Annotated in this window: 13 protein-coding genes; 2 read left to right on the forward strand and 11 right to left on the reverse strand. The window is 59.2% G+C overall.

The window, feature by feature from the left end:
• Positions 1-58 precede the first annotated feature (58 nt).
• The 5 genes from HU718_RS24035 to HU718_RS24055 all read right to left on the reverse strand — a co-directional run bounded on the left by HU718_RS24035 (position 59) and on the right by HU718_RS24055 (position 18667).
• Positions 59-4414 (reverse strand): Ig-like domain-containing protein, encoded by a 4356-nt coding sequence (locus HU718_RS24035; protein WP_186616592.1) that lies wholly within the window; start codon positions 4412-4414, stop codon positions 59-61.
• On the reverse strand, positions 4407-8501 hold the full coding sequence (locus HU718_RS24040) for a Tc toxin subunit A-related protein (protein WP_186616591.1): 4095 nt from the start codon (positions 8499-8501) through the stop codon (positions 4407-4409). The genes HU718_RS24035 and HU718_RS24040 overlap by 8 nt, the downstream gene beginning before the upstream one ends.
• Before the next feature lie 54 nt (positions 8502-8555).
• Positions 8556-12251, reverse strand: coding sequence for a Tc toxin subunit A (locus tag HU718_RS24045; RefSeq protein WP_186616590.1), 3696 nt, complete (start codon positions 12249-12251; stop codon positions 8556-8558).
• A gap of 147 nt (positions 12252-12398) precedes the next feature.
• On the reverse strand, positions 12399-15068 hold the full coding sequence (locus tag HU718_RS24050) for an Ig-like domain-containing protein (RefSeq protein WP_225936819.1): 2670 nt from the start codon (positions 15066-15068) through the stop codon (positions 12399-12401).
• A 275-nt stretch (positions 15069-15343) separates the two neighbouring features.
• On the reverse strand, positions 15344-18667 hold the full coding sequence (locus tag HU718_RS24055; RefSeq protein ID WP_217868248.1) for a hypothetical protein: 3324 nt from the start codon (positions 18665-18667) through the stop codon (positions 15344-15346).
• A 543-nt stretch (positions 18668-19210) separates the two neighbouring features.
• Between HU718_RS24055 and HU718_RS24060 the strand changes: the two genes are divergently transcribed.
• The gene (locus HU718_RS24060) at positions 19211-19579 is read left to right on the forward strand and encodes a DUF6124 family protein (protein WP_016983112.1); all 369 of its coding nucleotides are present in this window, start codon (positions 19211-19213) and stop codon (positions 19577-19579) included.
• Positions 19580-19709: 130 nt separating this feature from the next.
• Here the strand turns inward: HU718_RS24060 and HU718_RS24065 are convergent, their stop codons facing one another.
• Both HU718_RS24065 and HU718_RS24070 read right to left on the reverse strand, forming a co-directional pair.
• A complete protein-coding gene (locus HU718_RS24065; RefSeq protein ID WP_095121398.1) occupies positions 19710-20069 on the reverse strand; it encodes a PilZ domain-containing protein in 360 nt (119 codons plus the stop codon).
• Between the two features lie 231 nt (positions 20070-20300).
• The gene (locus HU718_RS24070) at positions 20301-20687 is read right to left on the reverse strand and encodes a tetratricopeptide repeat protein (RefSeq protein ID WP_007951249.1); all 387 of its coding nucleotides are present in this window, start codon (positions 20685-20687) and stop codon (positions 20301-20303) included.
• A 170-nt stretch (positions 20688-20857) separates the two neighbouring features.
• Between HU718_RS24070 and pyk the strand changes: the two genes are divergently transcribed.
• A complete protein-coding gene (gene pyk / locus HU718_RS24075) occupies positions 20858-22309 on the forward strand; it encodes a pyruvate kinase (protein WP_077574310.1) in 1452 nt (483 codons plus the stop codon).
• 251 nt (positions 22310-22560) lie between these two features.
• Here the strand turns inward: pyk and HU718_RS24080 are convergent, their stop codons facing one another.
• From HU718_RS24080 to HU718_RS24095, 4 genes are all read right to left on the reverse strand, one after another.
• Complete coding sequence (locus HU718_RS24080) at positions 22561-23310, reverse strand: enoyl-CoA hydratase-related protein (protein ID WP_186615426.1); 750 nt, start codon at positions 23308-23310, stop codon at positions 22561-22563.
• Between the two features lie 29 nt (positions 23311-23339).
• Positions 23340-24275 (reverse strand): iron-sulfur-binding ferredoxin reductase, encoded by a 936-nt coding sequence (locus HU718_RS24085; protein WP_095121349.1) that lies wholly within the window; start codon positions 24273-24275, stop codon positions 23340-23342.
• On the reverse strand, positions 24268-25374 hold the full coding sequence (locus HU718_RS24090) for a GGDEF domain-containing protein (protein WP_095121350.1): 1107 nt from the start codon (positions 25372-25374) through the stop codon (positions 24268-24270). The genes HU718_RS24085 and HU718_RS24090 overlap by 8 nt, the downstream gene beginning before the upstream one ends.
• 245 nt (positions 25375-25619) lie before the next feature.
• Positions 25620-25763 carry a hypothetical protein gene (locus HU718_RS24095; RefSeq protein ID WP_186615424.1) on the reverse strand — a complete coding sequence of 48 codons (144 nt, stop codon included), beginning with the start codon at positions 25761-25763 and terminating at the stop codon, positions 25620-25622.
• Positions 25764-26072 lie beyond the last annotated feature (309 nt).

Consider the following 26072-nt stretch of genomic DNA (forward strand, 5'->3'; position numbering starts at 1 on the left):
AAAACGTCTCCCGACTCCGAAGGAGGCCGTGACTATTTCACGACAACAGAACCCACCATCAGACGATGCTCCCGTCGTAACGATTGTGAATTTTCATCTCCACCGTGACGCTTGCGTCGGTATCGACCAAAACCCTACCGTCTTGCGACGTTGTCTCGTAATACGGCTCGCTTAAGTCGGAACGCAGGACGGACACCTCGACATCCGGTGCCACTTGGTATGTATGAACGGACGTTGCCTCTATTCCATAGCGGGTCAATTGACCAAAAGTTGTCTTCCACCTTCTTGCTCTCACCTTGTTATGCCCCAATTCCATGGTGACCAGCGGTAAGGACCAGTCGCTATCCCGCGCCTTCAGCGTCAACGTGAACCTGCCATTTCGGATACTACGTTTACAGTTAAGCAACCACTGGTGCCACCCCGCCCCAATCAGTGGCTGACTCTCACCCAGAACAGGCGTGACCTCCACACCAAGACTCTCGGGACTATCGCCCGCCCATTCCAGTTTCACCCAACTGCCCGATATCGGACTGCCAGGTTTTGCCCGCACCAAAACCTCACTGATCGCACCTATACAGGGATATACGGTGTCGCCAACAACAGTATCGATCCAATCAACACGCAACTCGATGTCCGCATTCTCGATCAAAGCAAATTTCAGGGTTCGAAGCTCCCATCCTGCATAACCGCCTTTCACACTGGCTTGCAACCAACCCTCCTTGATTGACGGCATCCTGAAACTCACCTCGGCCTTGCCGTTACCATCCGTTTTCGTCGGGGTGATCTTGATGCCCGGGTATTCCCATTCCACGTCGACATCAACGAGGGGCTCGCCTGTTCTGGCAGAAACCACAATGACCTGTGCGCTGACTTCTTGCCCTGGATATCCCGTCGGATCAGAACTGATCAACGACTGGATTTCCCGAGGCTCATGCACGAAGAACGGCAACGCTATCGAATCCGAGTGCAGTGCTCCGCCCACCGATACGGTCAGCTCCAGCGCTCCCGGTGTAGTCGGCACAAACTCAATCTTCGCCACCCCGTAAAAGTTGGTGATCGATGTCACCACCCCAAGGTCGGGACTGCGCCAGGTCACAATGACCCCAACCATCGGCTTGCCGCTGATCGAGGAGATGACCGTGATCTGTTCAGTCACGGCATCGCCCCAGAACAACGTCTGATTGACCCGCTGGCGTTCAGCGATCGTCACCACCTGTTCACCTTGTCCCAGCGACATGGCGTTCACGGGAGACAGACTGGCCAACCGCGTCGACGAGAAGTGCAATCCAAAGCTGCCATCCTTGAGGTCGTCCACCCGGAACCTGTAGGTCAGTCCTGCGGCCGAAAACAATCTGGGATCGCCTAACCTCGGTTCCTCAAAACGGATGCCCAGTGCCGCTGGCCCAGACTCCGTCATGCCCAGTGTCAGGTACTGACCCAGCAAGTCACTGCCGTCCAGCGCTCGCACGTGTAGTTCATGTTGACCCTTGCGTCGCGGAAAGAACGTTTGTTGACCCATGGGCTGTTCCGACTGCTTGTCGAAACTGACCATTAGCCCCTCCCAGGGATCACTGGCCAGCGATCTGACTGTCATTGGACGACGATCTTCGTAGTCGTCATAACGACTGAGTACCGCTGCGGTTACCGACTCTTCCCCGGCGACCTGCGGCCTGAAGTCAAAGCCGCTCCAGCCATCGGTCGAGGTTTGGATATCGCGAGGATTGCCATCGATGATCCAGCTCACCGGTGCCTGATCCACGGGGCGGTTGGTGTAATGCGAGTACACCTGCACCCACATCCACGCCGGCGCCTGGCCAATGACCGGATCCACCGCCGACTCGCGCCATGCCTCGAATCTGACTTTGTTGTGAGCCAGTGTCATCGGCTTGGCGATCGCCTCGAAACTCAACTGAGGCAGGGCCAGGGTCAGAGCAAACTCGCCTTGCGTCTCACTGCCGGTGAAGTCCAGCGTCCAGATCGCGCCGCCGTCGTTCAGTGTCTGCGTATGCTCCAGCGGCGGGGCGACGGTCGCGCCCAGTGATTCGGCCGGTGTGCCCGACCAGATCAGGGATGCCTCAAGCCCCACCAACGGACTCAGTGCATGAGGTAAAACGTTGAAGCGGTGAACGGCCCCCAGGCACGGATACAACCTGCGATCATCCAGCGCCGATGGCACCTGATCGAGCAGCAGCGCCAATTCCTCCGTCAGATCCGCAGACATCAGCCGTCCTGCCAACTCACGAACGTTTGTCTCGTCTTCAAGGTGCAGTTCCAGCTCAAACAGGCTGCTAAGGCTGGTGCTGCTGTCGGAGACCAGTTGCCATTGCGGCCCTGGCAACGTCAATGGCTTGGGCGTTTCCAGGTCTGCGGGCCGCAATCCGATATCAGGATCAACGCCGCGCCAGTGCAGACTGATGTTGCGCCCGAGCCAATCACTGCCGGTAACCGGTTCGACTCTGAGGGTATGAGTCTGTCCACGTCGGCAAAGCACGCCAAGTGTATTGCGTTGAACCTCAGCATCGTCGAGCCAGATTTTCACCTGACTTTTCCATGGGCTGGTGGCATAGGCCGTGACGGTGAAGGGGTGCTCGACCGACATCGCTTCCTCGTGCGCCTTGAGCCGGGCCGTGATGGTCTTTTCCCCGGCAGTTTTCGGCGTATACAGCAAACTGGCCCAGCCGCCCGACCCAGTGGCACTGTGGACCGGGTCACCGTCGGGAATCACCCATTCGACCAACGCATTGCTGACCGGATCACCATCGCCTCTGGCCACTTCATGCACCGCTTGCACCCGCAGCAGCACGCTCTCGGCCTCGTCGACGATCGGATATTTGTTGGCCTCACGCACCTCCCCCACCTTGATCCGGTTGCGCGCCAGCGACATCGGTTTGGCTACAGATGGCAACAACAGCTTTGAGCAGACCAATGACAGATCAAAGCGACCGTCGAGCCGGTCCTCGCTGGTCAGCGTCCAGAGGCTGTCGCGCCCATCGAACGGAACCGGCTCCTCGAGCGGCGGCCTGACCGTGATCCCCAATTGCTCGTGCCCGACGCCGCTCCAGTGCAGCGACAGATCAGTGCCCTGCAACGGGCTGTCGGCGAGCAGGCGCACGATGACAGGGTGCGCGGCGCCCCGGTTGGGATAACCGGTCACGTCCCACTGCGTTTCTATCTCCTCGACGACGGATCGCAACTCCTTCCACGGATCAGTCGCCAACACCTTGACCGCAAATTCGTGGGTTACTTCGCCACTGGCGTAATAAGGGCTTTCGACCGCTGCCTTGATAACCACATCACCCGCAGTACTCGGTGCAAAATCAAAGTAAACCCAGCCTTGCTCGTCAGTGATCCCGGCCCCCAGTACACCTTGCCCGGACGCCGTCCAGGTCACTGTCCGGCCATCCAGTGCCTGGCCGGTGTAGAACGAAACGACTTGCACGCCGAGCCGGACACTCTGCGCATATTCAAGCACCGGGTAGTAAGCCGCTTCCTGTACCTCGCGAAAGGCCAGGCGGTGATGCCCCAGCGAAACGTCAATCGCATAAGGTTCGGCGCTGTACTGGTTAACCAGGCTTATCGAAAAATCGTAGCTTTTCTCTTCGCCGATCGCCGGGCAGTCGAGCGACCAATGCGACAGCAGCGCCTGATCGACACCCCATTCAGGATCAGCCTTGACCGCGTCCATCGGGTTACCGTGGCTGGTCAATGCGATCTGGGTATCCAGCCAGGCGCTGCCGGCTACAGGGGTAAAAGACAGCTTGTGTGGCATGAAAAGAGGGTCGTCCGATGCGCCGCCATGGGATGCCCCCAGGCACAGATACAACATCTGGCCTGGCGTCAGGGTTTCCTCGTCCAGACTTAGCGCCTCAAGCTTCAAGGGCTCCAGTTTCAGTTGAAGGTCGATGCGTGTGATACGCACAACCGAGCGCTTATCTGAAGGATTGCTCGGTACACCGCTGACTTCGAAGGTCAAGGTGTCGCCGCTGTCGAACGCCAGGTGATCCAGCGATTCGCGATAGGCAATCGGATTGAAATCCAACGGCTGTGCCGCCGCCAGAGGAGCGGTATCGTCCTCAAGGCTGGGTAGCGTCTCGCGCTTGAGTTCGATGCTCATCAACTCCGTGTTGCCCTTGAGGATGCGCAACGTTCCGAGCTGGCCCGACCAGTCAGCCCCCGGGCGAAACTCGCACAAAAATGTCAGTTCGTAACTGGCGCCGGCATCGGGCTTTTTAGGCACTGATACCTGCTGTGTAACCGAGCCACCGACCCCCGCCACCAGGAAACTGATAAACGCGTCTTCATACATTTCACTCGTTACGCCCACTAGCCCTTTGGGAGTCCAGTGGTCAAGCGTGTGAGTGAAATCACCGTTGAGCACCAGACTTTGATTCGCTTGGATGACTGGCTCATGCATGATCGCTCGCTCCTTTGGCCTGTTTGTTCAGCCTGGCGTTTTCAGCCTGGGTGACCAGGTCTACGACTTTCTGGACGAAGGTCGGCTCTCCGGCCTTGGCGGTGTAATGGATACGCACAATGAGGTCGGTCAACGACGCAAGCATGGCGGCCTGCAGCCGTTTGTCCGACCACGGGACACTCAATCTCCAGCCGGAGATCACGCCAGTGCATTCAAACGGACGGAGCAGTCCTTCATCGGGCTTCATGTTCGTCAGACCGTTGTCAGCGATGCCCACCGACAAGGCTATTTGCTGAGCACTGCGCAAATTGATCACCACATCCAGCGGCGCTACCCCGCCCGGATTGTGCAAGTACTGCACGGACTGCGTGGTTGGCCGGGTCGCCGTCATGCTGCTGATCTGCAGCAAGGTCGCCCGCACATCCTCATAGGGTCCGGTCAGAACCGGCAGATCGACCTCTACCGAACTGATCTGCCGGCAGAAATGCCCGGGATGATCGCGATCGAACAGCAACTGGGTCAGCTTGAATTCCAGTACCCCGGTGTCTGTCAGTTGCTGCAAGGCATCCGCCCAGTTGGCAATGCCCACCTGAGGTTCCACTTCGTCGTCGAACAACTGTCGCAGGGAAATGGTTTTTACCAGCTCCAGCCGTCGCTCGTGGCGTTGCAGATATTCACGCTCCAGACGCAGCAGATACCCGCGCAACTGCTCACCGGCGGTCAGACCATGACGATGGTCGAGCCACACTTGAGGCAAGGGGATTTGCGTATCGTAATCACCGGTTTCGGCGGCCAGCGAAGCCTGGGCGCTGAGGCACAGGCTGATGACCGCATCGTAGGCCTGATAATGCAGCGCCTTGAGCTGGCCGAGCATCCAGCCGAACAGTTCGGCATTGCTCGCACGTTTTTTCAGGTAGTTGTAGAACGTCAATGCCTGACTGTTGGCCCGCAAGGTCTGCGCAAGGCTGGATCGTGCCGCAGCGACCGCATGATTCTGCGCCACGATCTGCTCATCGAGCGCACGCACCTCCGCAATTGCCTGATTACGCTGCAGCGCCCATTCGCCTCGGCGACGCCGGTAACCTTCGGTCGTGGCCTGGCTGTCGGCATCGATCTGCAACAGCGACGAGGCAACCTCCATGCCGAACGCCGCTGCATCAAACACATGTTCCGGTTTGAAGCCGCCATTGGAGGTGCCGAATATTTTCGGTAAGGCCCCGATGACGCCCCCGGCGGTCCTGACGACCCTGGCCTGCAACGCGGAGGTTTTCGACTGTTTCAGGCTCGACATGACCTGATATTCGATCGCCGAGACGTTTTCGTTGTAACGCGCTGCGTAAGCATCCGCCCGCTCCTGCGCCATGGTCCGGCTTTGCTGCAGCGCTGTCACATTCGCCTCCAGCTGGGCGATCGACTGATCCTGCACCGTTTCGACATAGCTGCCCAATTCCACCAGGTGGCTTTGCTGCAATTCTTCCTGCTCGGCGCGATCACGCCGCTCCAGCAGATTGAGCACCTGACTGCCGTAATCCTGCAGCGCCTGCACGGCCCGCAGTGCGACTTCGAACGTCACACGCCAGCGGAAGGCATTGACCACCATTCGCCCCCCCATCGGTCTCGGCCCGGCCACGCCAGCAGTCGCCAGGTCGCGCAGCAATTGATTGGGATCCGTCGGCGGGCTGAACAGCGCAAGATCCATAGGCCTGCCCTCTATGGTGAGATTGTGGCGCAGGTTGTGCATCCGTAGTTCAGGCGCGGCATACAGGTCGAGCAGCGACTGATTGATGGGGATTTCAAAAGGCCCACAGGCCAACAATCCGAGCATCGGCGGGGTATCGGAAGCGACCGGGTAATCCGCCAGGCTGAAATTCAGCGTCTTTTCAAAGGCTTCGAGCCGCGGCCGCACAGTGCTCTGCTCCAGCAGATCGGCGACCTTGGTGGTTTGCCAACGGGTCGCCGTGTTGGCGGTCGGTGCCTTGCCCATCAGAAACCCGGCCTGGACGTAGCACAGCTTGGCGGCCACCAGACTGTCGCGGGTCAGTTGCCGGTAATACCAGTCGCCCCAGCTCATCAGGTTTTTCACATAGTCGGTAAATGCCAGAATTTGCATGTGCGCCGGTGCTGCGTAGCCGATGGCATCCGGATCCGTGGGGTTCTGAACTTCACAACCCGGATCGCCTGGAGTTCTGACGATGTCCAGGGGGCGGCAACGCCAGTACGCCGGTCTTGGGTTGGGATAGTCTGGATGTCCCGGAGGATCGGCAGTTGCCTGTGGATCGAACACGTAATGCAGCCAGTTTTGTGCCTCACGGAAGCGCTCTTCATCGCGCAAGCGCGTGGCCATCAAATGCGGCAGATGGAAAAACAGCTCCCAGAAAAACAGGCCATTGGCGCCGTTGAAAGCACCATTGGGCTCAACGAACGGCACCCCGGTGGGCGACGGCTCGGCAATGAACTGAGTGTTCCAGTCCAGCACGGCGTCCACGGAACCATTGGAACGCTGCACCAGTTCCGGGCCAAACAATGAATTGAGCCGGACGAACTTCAGTTGCAAGTCAGACTGATTGAAGGAAAGAAACTGCGCCGCATCGACAGTGTTTTTGCGCAAGGTGGGCGGGACGAAATCCTTTAGGTCGACGATTGTCAGGTCAAATCGCTTATCGCCCGTATAAGCGGTGGGGCCGGCTAATGCAAAAGTGGTCGGGTTCGGCCAAGTGCCTTCTTTTCGGCTGGATACCAACGATTCGGTTACCCAACCACCCGCCTGATCCAGCTCTTGTTCCAGCGGTTTAGGATCCTCACCTGAAGCGCCAACAAGCCACAGTTTGATCTTCACCATGGCACTGGCAAGTCCGGTGGGCCTGCAATATCCCTGCACCGTGATCATGTCTTCATCTCCCACCCGCAACGCCATGACTTGCAGATCCATATGCGGCGTCAGGGAACCCGCCGTCAGGACACGGGGAACGACCGTGACCTGGCTGCTCAGTGGATGCTGAACCGTTTCGTTGTTGACGAATCGATGCTGGAGCGCCAGATCCAGCCATGCCCCACCGTCGCCGGCGACCGGGCGCATCAACACGTCGTAAACCGCATGCACCCTCAGCGGCGCCACAGTCTGGCCACTTATCTTGCCCGTCAGCAAAACCCCCAGCTTGCCCTTGGGATCCAGATAATCGCGGCGCTCACTCGCAATCAACCGGGTGCCCGGCAAAAGGTTGGTCTGGTATTCCGAACTGTGCAGGAGCAGCGGCGCCGACCATTGGCCGTTCTGGGTCATGAACGCCAGATTGATGTCCAGTTTGTAGGGAATATCGACTGAGCCAACTTTCGCTGCGACCTTCACACGCCATTGCGCCCAGACCAGACATAACCGGCCATTCCAGACCACCGGGCGAATATCCAGCACCTCGTCGGCAACGGGGATTTCCACGGCTTGCCATTCACTCCAGGCCGCTGGATTGACCGCCACACTCTGGCTGCCCAGTTCAATCTCGGCCTTGCGCCAGAAGTACTGGAAGGGCTGCACCCGCTGTCGCCCGACAAAGTAATAATTGGCGCGGGCAGGTGTCATGCTGTCCATGTAGCAACTGATCACATCCAGATCGCAGGTTTGTTCGAAGGTCTGCAGGTAGTCCTGCAGCGCCGACTGCACGGAATCGTTGCTCAAGCGTGCCTGATTGAGATTGTTTTCAAGGGACCTGAACAGACTGGTCTTGCGCAGGCGTACAAAGGGATTGATGAAGTTTTCCGGGTAACACGAAATCAGCTGCACGGCGGCCCAGTCGGGATAGTTGCTGTACAGCTCCCATTCGAGCAGATGCCGATTGTCGAACGCTTGCTTCTCAAAGCCGGGTTCCAGCTTGCGATACACCGCATGAATGTACTGCTGTGCACAACTGGTCGCTTCGGCTACCCACGAACTGCGCACCTGGTAGGTGTCCAGTGGATCGATGCGCAGCAGTTCGAACAGATCGGCCGCCGTTTTCAAGAACGGATATTTCGCATTGGCCACCTGGCCAATGCAGTATTCGAGCAGTGCCGCGCGACGTTTTTCCAGCAGCCCGCCAATGTTACTCAATGCCATGATCCTGCTCCTTGGGATATGCTCCGGGGACAACCGTTAGCCAGGCGATACCGCTTACTCCGGTATCGCCTCACCCGCGAAGGTGATGGCATTGATGAACCTGCTTTCGCTATCGCCAGACTGACTCCGAACACTGAAAACGAAGGTGCCTCCGGTTTTGCTGGACACAAAAACCCGCGTGAGTCCCTGTTGATCGGTGAACCCCTGACGGGGCCTGATAGTCGCGGTATCCACTTTTTTCGGAGGTACAGTCTCCCAGTACCAATCCACCAACGAGTCGTACGCGCGGTTGCCGTAGAAGTCTTCCAGCAACGCGTAGAGTTCGACTTCCTGGCCTTCCGGCACGACTCCCAAGGGCGTTGGTGACAGTTCTGCCAACGGAAAAGTCAGCGTTTTGCGGTCGAAGGTGATGTCGATAGATGTGGCGTAGCGCGGCTCAAACAGATCCAGCCAATACATGGGCGTATCGGTGCCCATGACCTTGCCCGGGGTATAGATGACCAAAAGCGTTCCATTTGTGTCGGTCGCACCTGTTTTAATGCTGCCCAGGGAGGCTCGCCAGTGAACCTTGATGCCGCTCAGCGGCTGACCTTGCGCGTTTTTCACGGTCACCCGATACGTGGCTAGCTCACCTGGCTTGTTGGCCACGACATCGCTGTCATCCACCACGTCACAGGTAATTGAGACCAACTCGTTGAGGTCGCTTGCCACGTGCGCCACTGGCGCCCGCTCACTGGTCGCGCCCAGCAGAGCAAGTTCGGCGGCCTTGGCATAAGCTGTCTTGTCGATGGTTTCGGGCAGACTGCCGATCAGGAAAATCGTCAATGCATCCATGCCGGTCTCGATGGACAGCTCCCGGACGCGCATCAACAGATCGAGTTGGCTGAGGTTTTTCAACACCTTGAGGTTGGTGGGATCGATACGGTCGACACACTCGCGGACTTCCTGCACGCTCCAGCCAAAAAAATTGGCCAGCCTGATGGCGGCGGCCTGTTGCACCAGCCTCATTGCATCCCCCGTGAGATCCGACAGATCGTTGACCTGACGCAGATTGTCCAACAGTTTCTGCGACGGTTGTTCACTCAGGGCAAAGGCACGGGTCAGTGTCGTCAAGTAATACAGTGTGCGTATCGTCAATTCGTGCCTGTTGCTCTGACCGAGCCAGGCTTCGTGACCGTAATCCAGATATTCGTGCAACAGCGCGGCGCTCAACCCCAGCGTCGACACCACTTCACTGCGCCAGCGCACCTGCGCCAGCAGATCGAGCAGCACATCGGCATTGCGGTGCTGTTTTCGGCTTGCCCCCTCTGATTCCACAGGGGTTTGCTCAAGCACTTGTTGCAGCAATTGATGAACCGTGGTGTTTGACCAGCTCAGGATCGGTAGTACCTGCTCCACACCGACACCGGCATACACGGCCAGCGTCTCTTTGACCAACGATGCCTGAGCATCGCGCGCCTGCAGAACCACACCGGTCATGATGTCGATAAGGGTTAGGCGCAATGGCTCCTCGACCACCCCCAAGGCACTGTCGACCGCCCAGGCAATTTTTCCGCGGACATCGTCCAGGTATTGCTCGGATGTCCCCCACTGGGGCAATACCAGACCGTAGGCGTCGACAATAGGAACCAGGCCATCGGCGCGGCTCACCAGGAATTCGAGCCAGTCGGCGACCCCTGCAGACGGCACGCCGGCCATCAGAAACACACCGTTGGACAACAATGCGGTCGGCAGCAAATTGCGCAGTTGTTCGAAAAGTTGCTGATCCTGCTCGGACGGTTGCTCCGCCGCCAGCGGTTCGACCGCATGCTGCAATACCCACAACACTGGCAGATCGCTTTGCGCGCACCACTGCACGCAACTGTGCATGGCTTCGATCAGTTCCAGTACATCTGGCGGCCCCTCTGCAACGGTGTGGATACGAGGGATACCCGCCAAGCCATCAACCCACTCGATCCCACCCAGCACCGACAGCATCAGCACACCTTCGACGGGGGTGATGTTCAACAGTCGGGGCAGTCGAACCAGGCGGTAAAAACTCGAGATGATCGCCGGGCTGCGCGTCAGTGTGTCGGTCAATTCATGTGCCCTGGCCACCGTGGTTGCCAGAACGTAATAAGTCTGCGGGTCAATCGCCAGGCCACGGCACAACTGGCTGATCGTCAGATCAACCTCGCCCGGCGCCGGCATCACTGGAAACGTAAGGTTGTCGAGCCGCAAGGGCTCGCGGTAATCCGTTCGATCATTGAAGATCTGGTCGAACAGCGAGAGTGCCTCGCCACGGCCGTAGATCGACAGCTCTGCGATGAACCCGGCAAAGTCCGCCGCAGTGCATTCGTAACGCTCACGCAGGGTCTGAAAAAGACCCAGGGCATGCACGACGCCGCTGGATATGTCCATCTCTGACGCAGCGGCGGGGTCCGAAGGATTACCGTGTTCTACTGCCCGGATCGCAGCCACCAGCAGTGCATCGACCTGATCGAACGGCAAACCGGTCCAGTTGGCCAGACGGACCATTTGGTTTATCCGGTCATAGCGGTTGAAGCCCAGTTCCTTGTCGGGGTCTGCCGTCAGTCGATGGCGAAATTGTGACTCGTCGTCGATCCGCACGGCGGGGGCGGTGTTGTTGTTGATGTACACCGACCCCGACCGTTCACTCTCGGGTTTCTCGGGTATCTCGGGTATCTCGGGTGTCTCGGGTGTCTCGGGTGTCTCATCCGGGTATTTCACATTGGCTGAGCGCACCGGGGCAGCATCGCGAATCGACAGCAAAGCTTCGATCTGCGTGCTGCTCAACTTGGTTCGCTCGCCTAGAAACTCCACCTGACTAAGGTTCTGGTAACTATCAAGGTCATTGGTACCGAAGTGGCGGTCGAAAAACTCTTTACGCTGGTCATAGCTCTCGCGGGCTTCCGTCAGCAATTGCCGCTGATAGGGACCGAGGCGCGTAGCATGAGCGAAGCCGGGACCGGTATTGGTTCCCCGGGCATCGGGTTGTAAAAAATAGGGGTAGGCCAGATCGACACGGTGCTCGAAGTCCCCCACCGACAGGTCATGGGACTGCGCGATAGCATCAATCGTGACCCAATGCTGGTAATACGGCAGACCGTTGGGGTAGCGGGCCTCGATCAATGCGTCTTCAGTCGACTGTCCTGGCTTGGGCTTGTTCGCCGCGATGAACTGCTCCAATACCGCGACGATGATGTCGACCGACGATACCGACTGATAGACCGCATTGACGTCGACCTCCAGCGCGAGCAAATCCGTGCGGCGGTTGTGCAACTGATATTGTTCTTCCTGGTTTTCGGGCTTGATACGGTCACGAATCCAGCGCAGCAAATCGATCAGATACGCTATGGGCGAAACAAGGGACTCCAGTGCATCCGGTGGACACAGTGCAGCAAAGTCGGTACCGATCAGGACTTGATAAGTGGGGCCGTCAACCATGGATAACAAACCGCTGGAGCTGCGTGTTGTCGCGTTCCGATCCCCCGTCAGGGTTTGCTCGATAAACTGACGACGCAGATACGTGGCCATGCTGTTGGCCCCGCGCAAAAACCGCCGGGCGTCATCCGGGCTGAGCCGCTGCTCCCTGACCAGACCCTGAACGCCCTTTTCCACCAAGGGAAAAATCGATCCCCCTTGTTCAAGATACGTCTTGAGATTGTCCAGCCCGAGGTTTTGTGCGTGTTGTTCGTCACCAAACAATTGATCGAACATTTGCAAAGCGGGGCGACGCGAATCAGCCATGATCAGGTTCCTTGAGGCGAAAGCCGGCCGGAGCAACCCGGCGTTTCCACCAGGCTGCACACTCAGTGATTAAGATTTGGCGCTTCGACGGGTCGAGTGTCTACTGTCAGATCTGACAGGTTTTACAACCATTCGTCGGGTATGCGTTCAAGAACCGTCCACCGACGGATTTGCGCGCTCGACCTCGAAGCGCGCGCTCACGACCCAGTCGGATATCGTCTCGTCGCCCTTCTCATCCGTGAGGCTCTGCCTGAATCGGTACCAGTTGCCGGATTCCGGCAATGGTTGCGTCGCCTCCCCATGCCATGTGTCACCGGCAATGGGCAACGGCCCCGTCCACTGCACATCCGGGTTGTACCAACTCACCACTGTCCCAACGCCCTTGCGCCCGCGGCCGGCAAACTGCAGCGGATGACTGACCCAGCGGCCCGCCGCCGGGGCGTCGAGGGTGGGCAGAAAAGTGCCCAGCATGATCGGGCGCAGTGCCTCGACGGAGGCGAACTCCTCCAGCGACGCTACCGCCTCAAGCACGTAAGGCCCGCCGGCAAGGGAACTGAAGTCCTGCGTCACTGACCAGGTGCGATCTTCCTGCACGATGGCGCTGGACTGCAGCGAGTGCGTGGCGTCGGCCAGCGTCACCGTGACCGTGTCGCCAGGCACACCGAAACCAGACACCACCGTGCGTCTGCCGACTGGGTCATCCTCGGTCGGGGTTTCGATCAGCGGTGCAGCCGGGACGACGTCATATTGCCGCGCTTCGCCGAGGTCCGACTCTTGCCGCTGGTCGTTTCCATCGACGAACGTTTGCCGCGCACGAATGATTGTGTGCCCCACCGGCAACGTCACCTCACCTTCCCAATCGCCCTTGGCGTTCACCAGGATGTTGCTGAGCAGAGGCTCGCTGACCCCTTCCAGAAAGACCTCGACCCGCCCGTTCGCCATGCCGCTGCCGGCGATTTTTGCGGTACGTGGCAGCTTCCCGTTTTCCGTCGGCTGGGTGATCTGCGGCGGCAACAACACCACATCGAAATAGCAATGTTCACTGCGCTCGGACGGCCGTTCGTCAAGGATTTGCTGTGCATCGATGGTGTACCTGCGGAATTCCAGACCGGCGAGATCGATCGACCACGGGCCGTCTGCATCCAGTGTTTTTTTGGGCCCCAGCAGGCTTTGGAACTGGGCATCCCGCAGCTGCATCACCGCACCCTGCATACCGTTGTCGCCCTCGACCGTGACATCACGGCCCACCTTGCTGGTCGGGTCCGGATAGGTGATCCGCGGCTGGGACATGGGCCGTCTGACGGTGAAGGTGGCGCTCGCCGGTAACGAGGTCTGCTCCGCGGCAAACTGGGTCACGGTGACGGTATGCTCAACCCCCGTCGCGAACGGCTTGTCGCGGCGGAATGTCCACTTGTCATTGCTGACAGTGGCCGGGTGCACCACACCGACCTCGTCGCTGTACTGGAGGCTGACCACCGCGCCCGGCCAGCAAGTGCCGCTGAGCCTGGGTGAAAGTCCATCTTCGAGCGGGTCGTCAAGACCGGGAGCCAGTGGCGGAATGTTTACATCAAGATAAACCCAATCGGTTTCCTGCCCGTCTCCCGCCTGTTTGATGCGAACCCGACGGTTGAAGGTCGGGCCCCATACTTGCGTGGCCTGACTAGTCCATTTCCCGGTGGTGGTCAGCGGGCGATGGGGCGCCACCTCTTCATCCATGTCGATCTTCCACAGCCACACGGTCGCGCGGGCATTGCCCAGGCCGCTGAAGGTCGGCTGATACTCCAGTGTGTGAGCCAACTCGCTGACATTCGGCAACTTGTTTTCGACCGTGAAAGGAAAAGGCAGTGACTCGATCCAGCCGCTGGCACCGTCGCCCACTTTTTGCACGATTTGCAGGTTGTAGGTGCCGTATGGCCAGTCCGTCGCGGTGGTTGCCCATTGGCCCCCGGTTGCCACAACCTCCCCTGGCGGCGTGACCGCATAACCGGGCGCGGTGATCACCACCGTTGCGCCGGCGTGGGCGGAGCCTGAGAACTTGATGGAATTGTCGATGACCTCGACGGTGAGACCGGTGAAAGTGTCAGGGCGGACTTTGAAAGGTACCAGGCTCTGACGCCCCGAAGACTCCAAACCATTTACGGCTTCAGCCACGATGCCCCAATGACCCGGTTCGAAATTGATCGGTTGCAATGCCCATGAACGACTGCCGAGCCCGACTTGACCGATAGGGTCGCGTCCCGTATCAAAATAAACTTTGACCACAACGCCATTGACCAATGAGTCCGCAGACATATTGCCCCGCACCGACACATTGCGTGGGTAGGTCTCGCCCGCCCGGGGAAATGTGATTGCAGGACGCCCGAGGAAAAGTTTGATACTAAATGTCCGGTCCGCACTATCGATTGGGGGTTTTTCAGTCTGCATGACCCGAGCATAGATACGATGCGTCCCCTCTTGCAGGTTCAGTTTTACGGTACTCCAGGCGACAACGGGTGGCCCCCCGGGATTTTCAGGGTCAGGTAAAGGAAAAGGAACTGTTGTTCCCACTGCAAGTAAAGTGCTGGAGCCATCAGTGTTGCGTCGAAAAACACTGACCACGGCGAACATCAAAATTGCACTGACAAGCCCTCCGATGATCACCCCTTGAGTTGCCAGGGCCTCTCCTTGGCTAGGTGCGGTGACTCGAACAAAAAGAGAGTCCGCAGCAGCGATTTCACTTACCTGCGGATTTTGTTCGTCTTGAAGCGCTTGCGAGACATTGTCCACAGGAAGGCCAGCACTCTCTGAGACACCTTCCAAACTCCCTTTATCTGACATCACTGACTCCTGAGCATAAGCAACGTAACGGATGTAAAGCGTTCTTCTACGCCACATTGATGCAGGCGAGCACCTGTAAAACCTGACAGGTTCGACGAATGGTTATTCCGGGAGACGGTGTGCTTCCTTAGTGCTCAAGGCCATCATCCGAAGGCTACAGCGCCTTGCGCCATTGCCTGCACGTCCCTCAGGATCCGCCGGCTTGTGCGCTTGGCTGACGCCCCGTAACTTGATCCGTGCCGCTGCCAATCAGTGGTCGGGTTTAGTCGCCCGGTTTAAGTACGATGCGTATAAGCGTCATCCAGTCGGATATTCCCTATCCCCGCACTTGATGCGCGCTTCGGTGCGGGCTCGACTTCAAAACGCGCGCTCTCGACCCAGTCGGATATCGTCTCGCCGCCCTCCTCATCCGTGAGGCTTTGCCTGAATCGGTACCAGTTACCTGATTCCGGCAATGGTTGCGTCGCCTCCCCATGCCATGTGTCACCGGCAATGGGCAACGGCCCCGTCCACTGCACATCCAGGTTGTACCAACTCACCACGGTCCCAACGCCTTCGCGCCCGCGGCCGGCAAACTGCAGCGGATGACTGACCCAGCGGCCCGCCGCCGGGGCGTCGAGGGTGGGCAGAAAAGTGCCCAGCATGATCGGGCGCAGTGCCTCGACGGAGGCGAACTCCTCCAGTGACGCCACCGCCTCAAGTACGTAAGGCCCGCCGGCAAGGGAACTGAAGTCCTGTGTCACCGACCAGGTGCGATCCTCCTGCACGATGGCGCTGGACTGCAGCGAGTGCGTGGCGTCGGCCAGCGTCACCGTGACCGTGTCGCCAGGCACACCGAAGCCAGACACCACCGCGCGTCTGCCGACAGGGTCATCCTCGGTCGGGGTTTCGATCAGCGGTGCAGCCGGGACGACGTCATATTGCCGCGCTTCGCCGAGGTCCGACTCTTGCCGCTGGCCGTTTCCATCGACAAACGTTTGCCGCGCACGAATGCTTGTGCGCCCCACCGGCAACGTCACCTCACCTTCCCAATCGCCCTTGGCGTTCACCAGGATGTTGCTGAGCAGAGGCTCGCTGACACCTTCCAGAAAGATCTCGACCCGCCCGTTCGCCATGCCGCTGCCGGCGATTTTTGCGGTACGTGGCAGCTTCCCGTTTTCCGTCGGCTGGGTGATCTGCGGCGGCAACAACACCACATCGAAATAGCAATGCTCACTGCGCTCGGACGGCCGCTCGTCAAGGACTTGCTGTGCATCGATGGTGTACCTGCGGAATTCCAGTCCGGCGAGATCGATCGACCACGCACCGTTTGCATCCAGTGTTTTTTCCGGCCCCAGCGGGCTTTGGAACTGGGCATCCCGCAACTGCATCACGGCACCCTGCATACCGTTGTCGCCCTCGACCGTGACATCACGGCCCACCTTGCTGGTCGGGTCCGGATAGGTGATCCGCGGCTGGGACATGGGCCGTCTGACGGTGAAGGTGGCGCTCGCCGGTAACGAGGTCTGCTCCGCGGCAAACTGGGTCACGGTGACGGTATGCTCAACCCCCGTCTCGAACGGATCGCTGCGGCGGAATGTCCACTTGTCATTGCTGACCGTTGGCTCGTGTTCCACACCGACTTCGTCGCTGAAATGCAGGCTGACCACCGCGCCCGGCCAGCAAGTGCCGCTGAACCTGGGTGAAAGTCCATCTTCGAGCGGGTCGTCAAGACCGGGAGGCAGTGGCGGAATGTTTACATCAAGATAAACCCAATCGGTTTCCTGCCCGTCTCCCGCCTGTTTGATGCGAACCCGGCGGTTGAAGGTCGGGCCCCATACTTGCGTCGCCTGACTAGTCCATTTCCCGGTGGTGGTCAGCGGGCGATGGGGCGCCACCTCTTCATCCATGTCGATCTTCCACAGCCACACGGTCGCGCGGGCATTGCCCAGGCCGCTGAAGGTCGGCTGATACTCCAGTGTGTGAGCCAACTCGCTGACATTCGGCAACTTGTTTTCGACCGTGAAAGGAAAAGGCAGTGACTCGATCCAGCCACTGGCACCGTCGCCCACTTTTTGCACGATTTGCAGGTTGTAGGTGCCGTATGGCCAGTCCGTCGCAGTGGTTGCCCATTGGCCCCCGGTTGCCACAACCTCCCCTGGCGGCGTGACCGCATAACCGGGCGCGGTGATCACCACCGTTGCGCCGGCGTGGGCGGAGCCTGAGAACTTGATGGAATTGTCGATGACCTCGACGGTGAGACCGGTAAATTTGGCTGGCCGGACTTTGAATCCCCTCGGCGCGCCAAAGTGTCCCTGCACTCCGGATAAAGTCTGGCGGGCGACAATCGAAAAAGGGCCGGGCGACATTTCGTTTTCGAGCGACACAATTCTCCAGGTTCGGTTAGCCTCCACCACTGCCTGACCGATCCTGACTGCAAGATTCAAGTCCCTGAACACTTCGACATTGGCCCCGCTCAGTCCAGTACCGGATATAGGGCCATTGCGATCAATTACCTGGAGGGGTTGAGGAGCGCTGATGATGGGGCTCCCCAGCAATTTGAAACTATGCAGAGCTGACCAATCACCCATATTCCGGTGGCCAGCAGTCATCTCAACCTCCCCCCCATTCGGGTAGTTCGCAAGATTGAAATCCGCCTCCCACGTCGTGTCGTCTTTGACTTTGGCCGATGCGTGAAGAACACCGCCACCCGGCGTCATGACGTCGAGATCACAAGGGTAAGTCCCTGTACCTCGCAACTTCAAGGGGTCGCGCAGATGCAACACCGCATTCTTGGGTGGGTAAATAATTATTGGGGCGCGATAGGGGTAAACGTCGACCGAGTTCGATAGCACAGATGTTTGATCACCGATTTTTTGTACAGCAATCAGGATCCCTTTTTCAGTCAAGCCGGACGGCAATGTACAGTTGGCACTCCAGCGTCCGAAGATGTCTCCGGGCCCGACTCCGACCGCAACAGAAACATTTCCATATTTGAAGTAAACGTGGATCGTGCCTCCAACAAGACTGTTGCTGCCCGAGACAAGGAATGACGCCCCTATTATCGTGTTTTGCCCCGGTCCATCGATGAATGGCTGGGCTGCGGGGTACACCTCAGGACCGAATCCCTCATGCGGTCCAACATCATTGTTCGTCCCATCATAATCGACACGAATATAAATTCTGTTTTTCAGCCCCCCCTCGGCAACGGGGCCCCAGGGGGAATTAGTGATGCGTGAGTATTCGTGCCAAGCTCCATCTTGAAGAAGGGCGTCCGGTGAATACTCCACCGCACTGGTACGGGTTTTAAGGTAAAGATCTATATTGGCTCTATTCCAGTTTCCATTCCGTGTTGTCATCTTGTAACGCAGAGTTCTTACATAGAGACTTCCGAGTTCAAACTTGTACTGGCAATGCAGTTCGGTGGTCAATTGAGGCACGCGAGGGTGCGTTTGTCTGAGGGTAACTAACACCGAATTGGCCCAAAATACCTCGGAATAGGGTCCATTGTCCGCCTGCTGATTTGAGCCGTTCCCCAACCCGGTGCTGACGGCTTCACCGCCGCCACTTTTATTCAGCAGCGCTTTGCTTTTATCACCGTCATCAACGTTGTCGTTCATTTCAATAGTTCCAGGCAATGGATAACTAACGCGCTTGCGCCAATATAGGCGCCACCGCAACGCGCAACCACTGTCAGATCTGACAGGTTAAATTACCGCTGATCGGAAAAACGGGGCGCCGCTTTTCCCTCGTTCCTGAACACTGCCTGCCTGTAAATCTGACAATCTCGATGCCCGGTAACTCTTCGCACAACACTGTTCGGTGGCGTCCTACAGGCGCCCATTTACGGCTACGCCGAGTTGCGCCATTGCCTACACATCCCTCAGAATCCGCCCGCTTGTGCGCTTGGCTGATGCCCCGTAACTTGATCCGTGCCGCTGCCAATCAGTGGTCGGGTTTAGTCGCCCGGGTAGGTACACGAAGGTGCACAAGCGTCATCTAGTCGGATATTCCCTATCCCCGCACTTGATGGTGGCTGTGCGCAGGGCGCCCTCGGGCGCGCCGGTTTTTCGTGTTCCTCCCGGTCGACTAACCTGCGTCCAGCCGCCACCCCCTCGTTTAGTCGCGAGATGGTGGCAGCTCTATTAAGAGGAAACGCGATCATGATCAAAGACACTCCAAATCCCCCCGAAACCAACTCGGTTTCCCCCTATGAATCCAGCGATTCGAAAAAGCTCCACGAGGCCGCCGAAAAAGCCCTCGACCACTACCTCAAACCCAAACCCGACCCGCGCAACTCCGTGGATCGCGGCATGCAGATGTTCATGATCGCGCCCGACCTCAACCCCGAAGCAGTGGCCATTCAGACCTACGAAACGTTTTCTTCGGTGAGCATTCTGCTGCTCGACCTGGCCGACAGCCTTGAAAACAAGCCGCGACACCTGGCGATGGCGATCTATCAATTGAGCGAGATGGGTTTGTTGCTGGCGGAGAAGGCGCTGGATAACGAGCGGGCGATTGCCGTTACCTGACCTTGGAGAGAGGTTGTCTGTACTGACGTTTTCGCGAGCAAACTCGCTCCCACACTCGAAGCATTTCAACTGAAAGAATGCGGATCACTGTGGGCGCGAGCTTGCTCGCGAAGTCTTTGGCGGTTTCCAATCAGGCCGAGGCCGGCAATGGCTGAAAACTGAAGTACTGGCGCAACGCCTCAACCAATTGCCCGTATTCCGGCGGTGGTTGTTGCAGGCTGAAACCGGCGTCGTAGTGCAGCGGGGTCGCGTCTTCGTGGCACCACAGGCAACACGCGGCCAGATCGATTATCTGTTGGCAACCCTCGCCGCAAGGGATTTGCAGCCGCAAATGGAAGTCCACGCCCACCATCATCGGCAACTGGCTGATCAGCATCAGCCCGTCTTCGGACACGTTGCCCAGAAAACCGATGGGTTTGTTGGTGACGCTGTTGAACACTCTGAGGAAATACGGCAGCTGATGCCGTTCAATCCGGCGGTCGGTAAACATGCGCAGTTCGCCATGCAAGGCTCCGTCACAGAGCCGCACCTTTGCTTCGGAACGCCCCTGTAGCGCAGGCGCGCTCTCCCCGCTTCCGGTGTGACGGTCGCTACGTCGCCGTCACCTGACCACTTGCCAGTCGCAGGTGTTGCTCCGGGTTTACAGATTCGGCTCTAAACCCGGGTTATTCGACTATAGCTCAGCTTGTACACACGGCCAGATTTTGTATGACAACTGTCATCAGAAGCGGGTCGGGCGCACCACGGCAGCGGCGCTGCGCGTCGGGTAGTGGCCCAGGCTCTGCAAGGTTTCCAGACGCGCGCGGGCGCGGTAGGCGTATTCGCTGTTGGGGTACGAGGCGATGATGAACTGGTAGGTCTGCGCCGCGTCGACAAACATTTTCTGCCGTTCCAGGCACTGGCCGCGCATCATCGACACCTCCGGCCACACATACGGGCGGGCACGGCTGGCGCGTTCGACCTTGGACAGCTCGAGCATGACCTGCTCGCAATTGCCGCGATCATAGGCGCTGTAGGCGTTGTTCAAATGATGGTTCATCGACCAACGGGTGCAGCCCGTCACGGCGAGGACGCTGAGGGCAAGGGCGGCAATGGGTACGAATCGCATGAGGGTTCTCCTGTCTTGTGCTCTTTATCGACCCTTGCCGAGAAATCTTCAGAAGTGTTTGCGCCAATCGTCGTGTTCAATAAAGAAAACAATAAGTAGTGCATTCGAACAATGACTACACCCCAAGAGCATAGTAGCCTTCGCTAGCGCTTGAACTCAGGAGTCTTTGCATGTCCGTCCGTCGTACCAAAATCGTCGCTACCCTTGGCCCGGCCAGTAACTCGCCGGAAGTTCTCGAACAGCTGATTCTGGCTGGTCTGGACGTTGCCCGTCTGAACTTCTCCCACGGCACCCCCGACGAGCACAAGGCTCGCGCGAAGCTGGTGCGTGACCTCGCTGCCAAGCACGGCCGCTTCGTCGCCCTGCTCGGTGACCTGCAAGGCCCGAAAATCCGTATCGCCAAATTCGCCAACAAGAAGATCGAGCTGAAGATCGGTGATCAATTCACCTTCTCCACCAGCCATCCGTTGACCGAAGGCAACCAGCAAGTGGTCGGCATCGACTACCCGGATCTGGTCAAAGACTGCGGCGTAGGCGACGAGCTGCTGCTCGACGACGGCCGCGTGGTGATGCGCGTTGATACCGCCACCGCAACAGAATTGCATTGCACCGTGACCATCGGCGGCCCGCTGTCCGACCACAAAGGCATCAACCGTCGCGGTGGCGGCCTGACCGCACCGGCCCTGACTGAAAAAGACAAGGCCGACATCAAGCTCGCCGCTGAAATGGAAGTCGACTACCTCGCGGTGTCCTTCCCGCGTGACGCTGCCGACATGGAATACGCCCGTCAACTGCGCGACGAAGCCGGCGGCACTGCCTGGCTGGTGGCGAAGATCGAACGCGCCGAAGCCGTGGCCGACGACGAAACCCTCGACGGTCTGATCAAGGCCTCCGATGCGGTGATGGTTGCCCGTGGTGACTTGGGCGTGGAAATCGGCGACGCCGAGCTGGTGGGCATTCAGAAGAAAATCATTCTGCACGCACGCCGCCACAACAAGGCTGTGATCGTCGCGACCCAGATGATGGAGTCGATGATCCAGAACCCGATGCCGACCCGCGCCGAAGTGTCCGACGTGGCCAACGCCGTGCTCGACTACACCGACGCCGTGATGTTGTCGGCTGAATCCGCTGCCGGGCTGTACCCGCTGGAAGCGGTTCAAGCGATGGCGCGCATCTGCGTCGGCGCTGAAAAACACCCGACCGGTAAAACCTCCAGCCACCGCATCGGCAAGGAATTCACCCGCTGCGACGAAAGCATCGCGCTGGCGACCATGTACACCGCCAACCACTTCCCGGGCGTCAAAGCGATCATCGCCCTGACCGAAAGTGGCTACACCCCGCTGATCATGTCGCGTATCCGTTCCTCGGTGCCGATCTACGCGTTCTCGCCGCACCGCGAAACGCAGGCGCGTGCAGCGATGTTCCGTGGCGTGTACACCGTACCGTTCGATCCGGCCTCGCTGGAACCGCATGAAGTCAGCCAGAAGGCGATTGACGAGCTGGTCAAGCGCGGCGTTGTGGAAAAAGGCGACTGGGTCATCCTGACCAAGGGCGACAGCTACCACACCACCGGCGGCACCAACGGCATGAAGATCCTGCACGTGGGCGACCCGCAGGTCTGAGTGACGCGCTGAAAAACCAAAGCCCCGGCATGTGAGTGCCGGGGCTTTTTTGTTGTCTACGTTGAATCGAAAGCCCCTCACCCTAGCCCTCTCCCAGAGGGAGAGGGAACCGATTGAGGGATATTGCAGAATTGCACCGACCTGATAGCTCAGAGCTGAATCCGACCGGTTCTTTCAAGTCGATGTATAGCGCATTACACCTCGGTCGGCTCCCTCTCCCTCTGGGAGAGGGCTGGGGTGAGGGTGGCTTTTCAATGCCGCTTGATAAATCCGCTCAACGCCGCCAATGCTTCCGGCGAGCGCAGCCGTTGGGTGAACAGCACGCCCTCCCCTTCGATCACCCTACGGATCAACTCACGATCCGGCGCCTTCATCAATTGCTTGCTGATACGCACCGCTTCGGCCGGCAATTCGTCGAAACGCAGCGCCATTTCCCGCGCCTTGCTTAACGCCGCATCGCCGCTACCCAACGCTTCGGTCGCAATTCCCCACTGCGCAGCCTGTTCACCGCTGAATCCTTCGCCGAGCAACAACAACTCTGCCGCTTTGGCTTGCCCAAGCAAACGCGGCAGGATCAGGCTGGAGCCAAACTCCGGGCATAAACCGAGATTGACGAACGGCATGCGCAAGCGCGCATCGCGGGCCACGTAAACCAGATCACAGTGCAGCAGCAATGTCGTGCCAATGCCCACCGCTGCACCGGCCACGGCAGCGATCACCGGTTTGCGGCACTCCAGCAAATTGAGCATGAAGTGAAACACCGGGCTGTCGAGGTCGCTCGGCGGCTGCTGAATGAAGTCCGCGATGTCGTTGCCGGCCGTGAAGCATTCAGCGCTGCCAGTGATCAGCACGGCGTTGATTTCAGAGTCGTTGTCAGCCTGTTTCAACGCCTCGGCGAGGCGGCTGTACATGGCGCGGGTCAGGGCGTTTTTCTTCTCCGGGCGGTTGAGGCGCAGGGTCAGTAAACCGCGTTCGCGCTCCAGCAGGATGGCTTCGGTCATGGTCGGTCTCGCGTCGGAAAGATCAGCGCTCAACCACGGCTCAAAAACACATCGGCCAGCAGTTGATTGCGCGGCAATCCGGCCAGATACAGGCGCCTTGCAAAGGCGTCGACACTGGCCGTCGAGCCGCAGACTAAGGCCAGGGTTTGCCGGGAAACAAGGCGCAGTTGCGCCAAAGCGGCGGCTGACTCGGCCGCCGTCCACAGCTCGACGCTGAGGTTTTCGCGTTGCGCGGCCAGTGCCGCCAAAGGTTTGGCCAGGTAGTGCGCGTCAGCGTCATGGGCCACATGAATGACACGAATGGCGCCCTGATGATCCTGACGCAAGGCTTCGCGCAGGACACCGAACAACGGCCCCAGACCGGTGCCGGCGGCGAGCAGCCACAGCGGTCGGTTGTGCCAGTCAGGGTCGTAATGCAAGGCGCCGCCACGCAGTTCGCCGAGGCGGATCGCGTCGCCGATCTGCAGGCGCCGCGCGGCATCGCTGAATTCGCCGGGCTGGCGGCAATCGAGGTGGAATTCGAGAAAGCGGTCCTCTTCCGGCAGGCTTGCCAGCGAATATGGCCGGGCGATGTGATTGATCCACAACACCAGATGTTGCCCGGCGCTGTAGCGCAGCGGCCGCTGTGGGGTCAGGCGCAAACGCAACACGCCGTCGCTCAGCCAGTCGAGCGCCTCGACCACGGCCGGGCGACCGTCGGTCAGCGGATCGAAGGTGTGCACCTGCAAGTCTTCGGTTACCTGACACTGACAGGCCAGTCGCCAGCCCTGTTGCCGCTGTTCTGCGCTCAACGCATCCGGACGGTTATCCGCCGGCAGACCTTGCACGCATTGCACCAGACACGCATGACAGCTGCCGGCGCGGCAGCTGTAGGGCACGGCGACCCCACGCTGATTGAGGGCATCGAGCAGGTTGCTGCCCGCGGCCACTGACCATTGCTGTTCACCGACGCGAAGTTCAGGCATCGACGTTCTCCCACGCCGCGGCACAACGATTGCGCCCGTCACGCTTGGCTCGGTACAGCGCCTGATCGGCACGCTGCAAGGCGTCGTCGAGGTCATCACCCAGTTCGAGCAGGGTCATGCCCGCCGACAGACTGAGGTTGCGCACGCTCAGCCCCACCAGTTCGACATCGGTGAAGGCGATGCGCAGACGCTCGCAGCAAGCGGTCAAGCGTTCGGCATTGCAATCGGGCAGCAGCACCACGAATTCCTCGCCACCATAACGCGCCAATACATCGCCGTCGCGCAGACACGCCTGCGCAACGCCGGCGAACGCCTGCAGCACCTGATCGCCGGCAGCATGACCGTGCAGATCATTGATACGTTTGAAATGATCGAGATCGATCAACGCCAGGCCGTGCACCACGTCGTTGTCCATGGCATTCAGTTCACGCGAGGCCAGGCGCAGAAAGTGCCGGCGATTGAACAACCCGGTCAATTCGTCGGTGGCGACCAGGTCTTCGAGCTGACGCATCATCCCGCGCAGGGTGTCCTGATGCGCCTGCAAGGCAAACCGGCGCTGGCGCTGGCGTTGCCGCGAGACTTGAACGAAGCGTGCGTAAAGCACCAGCCACGCCAGCACCATCGCCAGAATGCACACCTGCAAGGCGGCGAGCGCAGGGTCGGCCAAGAGGAAGTGATAACCGTCCCACAGCGTGATCGCGCAGAAACTGAAGAACACCAGCAGGGTACAGCGGATGAAGGCCCGCCGACTGAGATGGAACAGGCCGAACAGCAGAATCAGTACGTAGAACACCAGAAAGGCGCCACGCGCTTCATCCAGATGCGCGATCAGCCAGGTCTGCCAGCCCAGTCCGAGCAGCACTTGCACTTCGGTCAGGCTGGGGTCGGCAAAGCGTTGGTTGCGCCCGCTCCAGAACATTGCGAACAGCGTCGCCTGACTGATTACCACCAGCGCGCTGCCGATGGCCACGGAACTCAGGGACTGGCCGTAATGACCGGCGAAAAACGCCAGCCACAGCAGCAGCAAAGCCAATCCGTAGGTGGCCGCAGCAAGGGCGAAACGTTTAAGCAAAAGACGTTGAATGGCGTTATGGGTCAATCGTTGACTCACCGTGCGATAAGAGGCTGACCGAGTGTCCTACTCTACAGACCGGCTGCCACTTTAGTGGCGTAGTCGATAAATGACCACCGATTTTCGGGCTCGAAATTTGACGTCAAAAGTGTGGCCTGCGTGTACCGCCAAAAGCCCCTCACCCTAGCCCTCTCCCAGAGGGAGAGGGGACTGACCGAGTCGATTGCTGGAGATACGCCGACCTGAAATACCACGCCGCACTCAGGTCTGAACTACATCAGGATCAACACCTTTCCCCAGCCGAACCCAGGTTTGAACAGCATGAAGATCAGCTCCCTTTCCTGAGTCGAACCGAGGTTTCGAAGACTGCGCAGATCAGCTCCCTTTCCCAAGCCGAACCCAGGTTTGAGCAGCATGAAGATCAGCTCCCTTTCCTGAGTCGAACCGAGGTTTCGAAGACTGCGCAGATCGGCTCCCTTTCCCCCTCGCCCCCTCTGGGGGAGAGGGCTGGGGTGAGGGGGTAGCTCTTGAAGTGCAAACCCGCTGTCCGATATTCGCCCATCCATGCGACCAACGAATGACTGCCGGCGCGTGTACGCCCCACCGAGGCGCGGTATACTGCCGCGCCTTTTTAGCGTCGCGCCAGCAGCCCCGGCGTGCCCGGCCCCAAGGGCCAGCTTCAAGTTGCAAGCTTCCAGCCGCTAGCTCAAGCAGTCCGCGTACTG

Origin of the sequence: Pseudomonas tensinigenes (genome assembly GCF_014268445.2) — a bacterium.
Lineage (GTDB): Bacteria > Pseudomonadota > Gammaproteobacteria > Pseudomonadales > Pseudomonadaceae > Aquipseudomonas > Aquipseudomonas tensinigenes.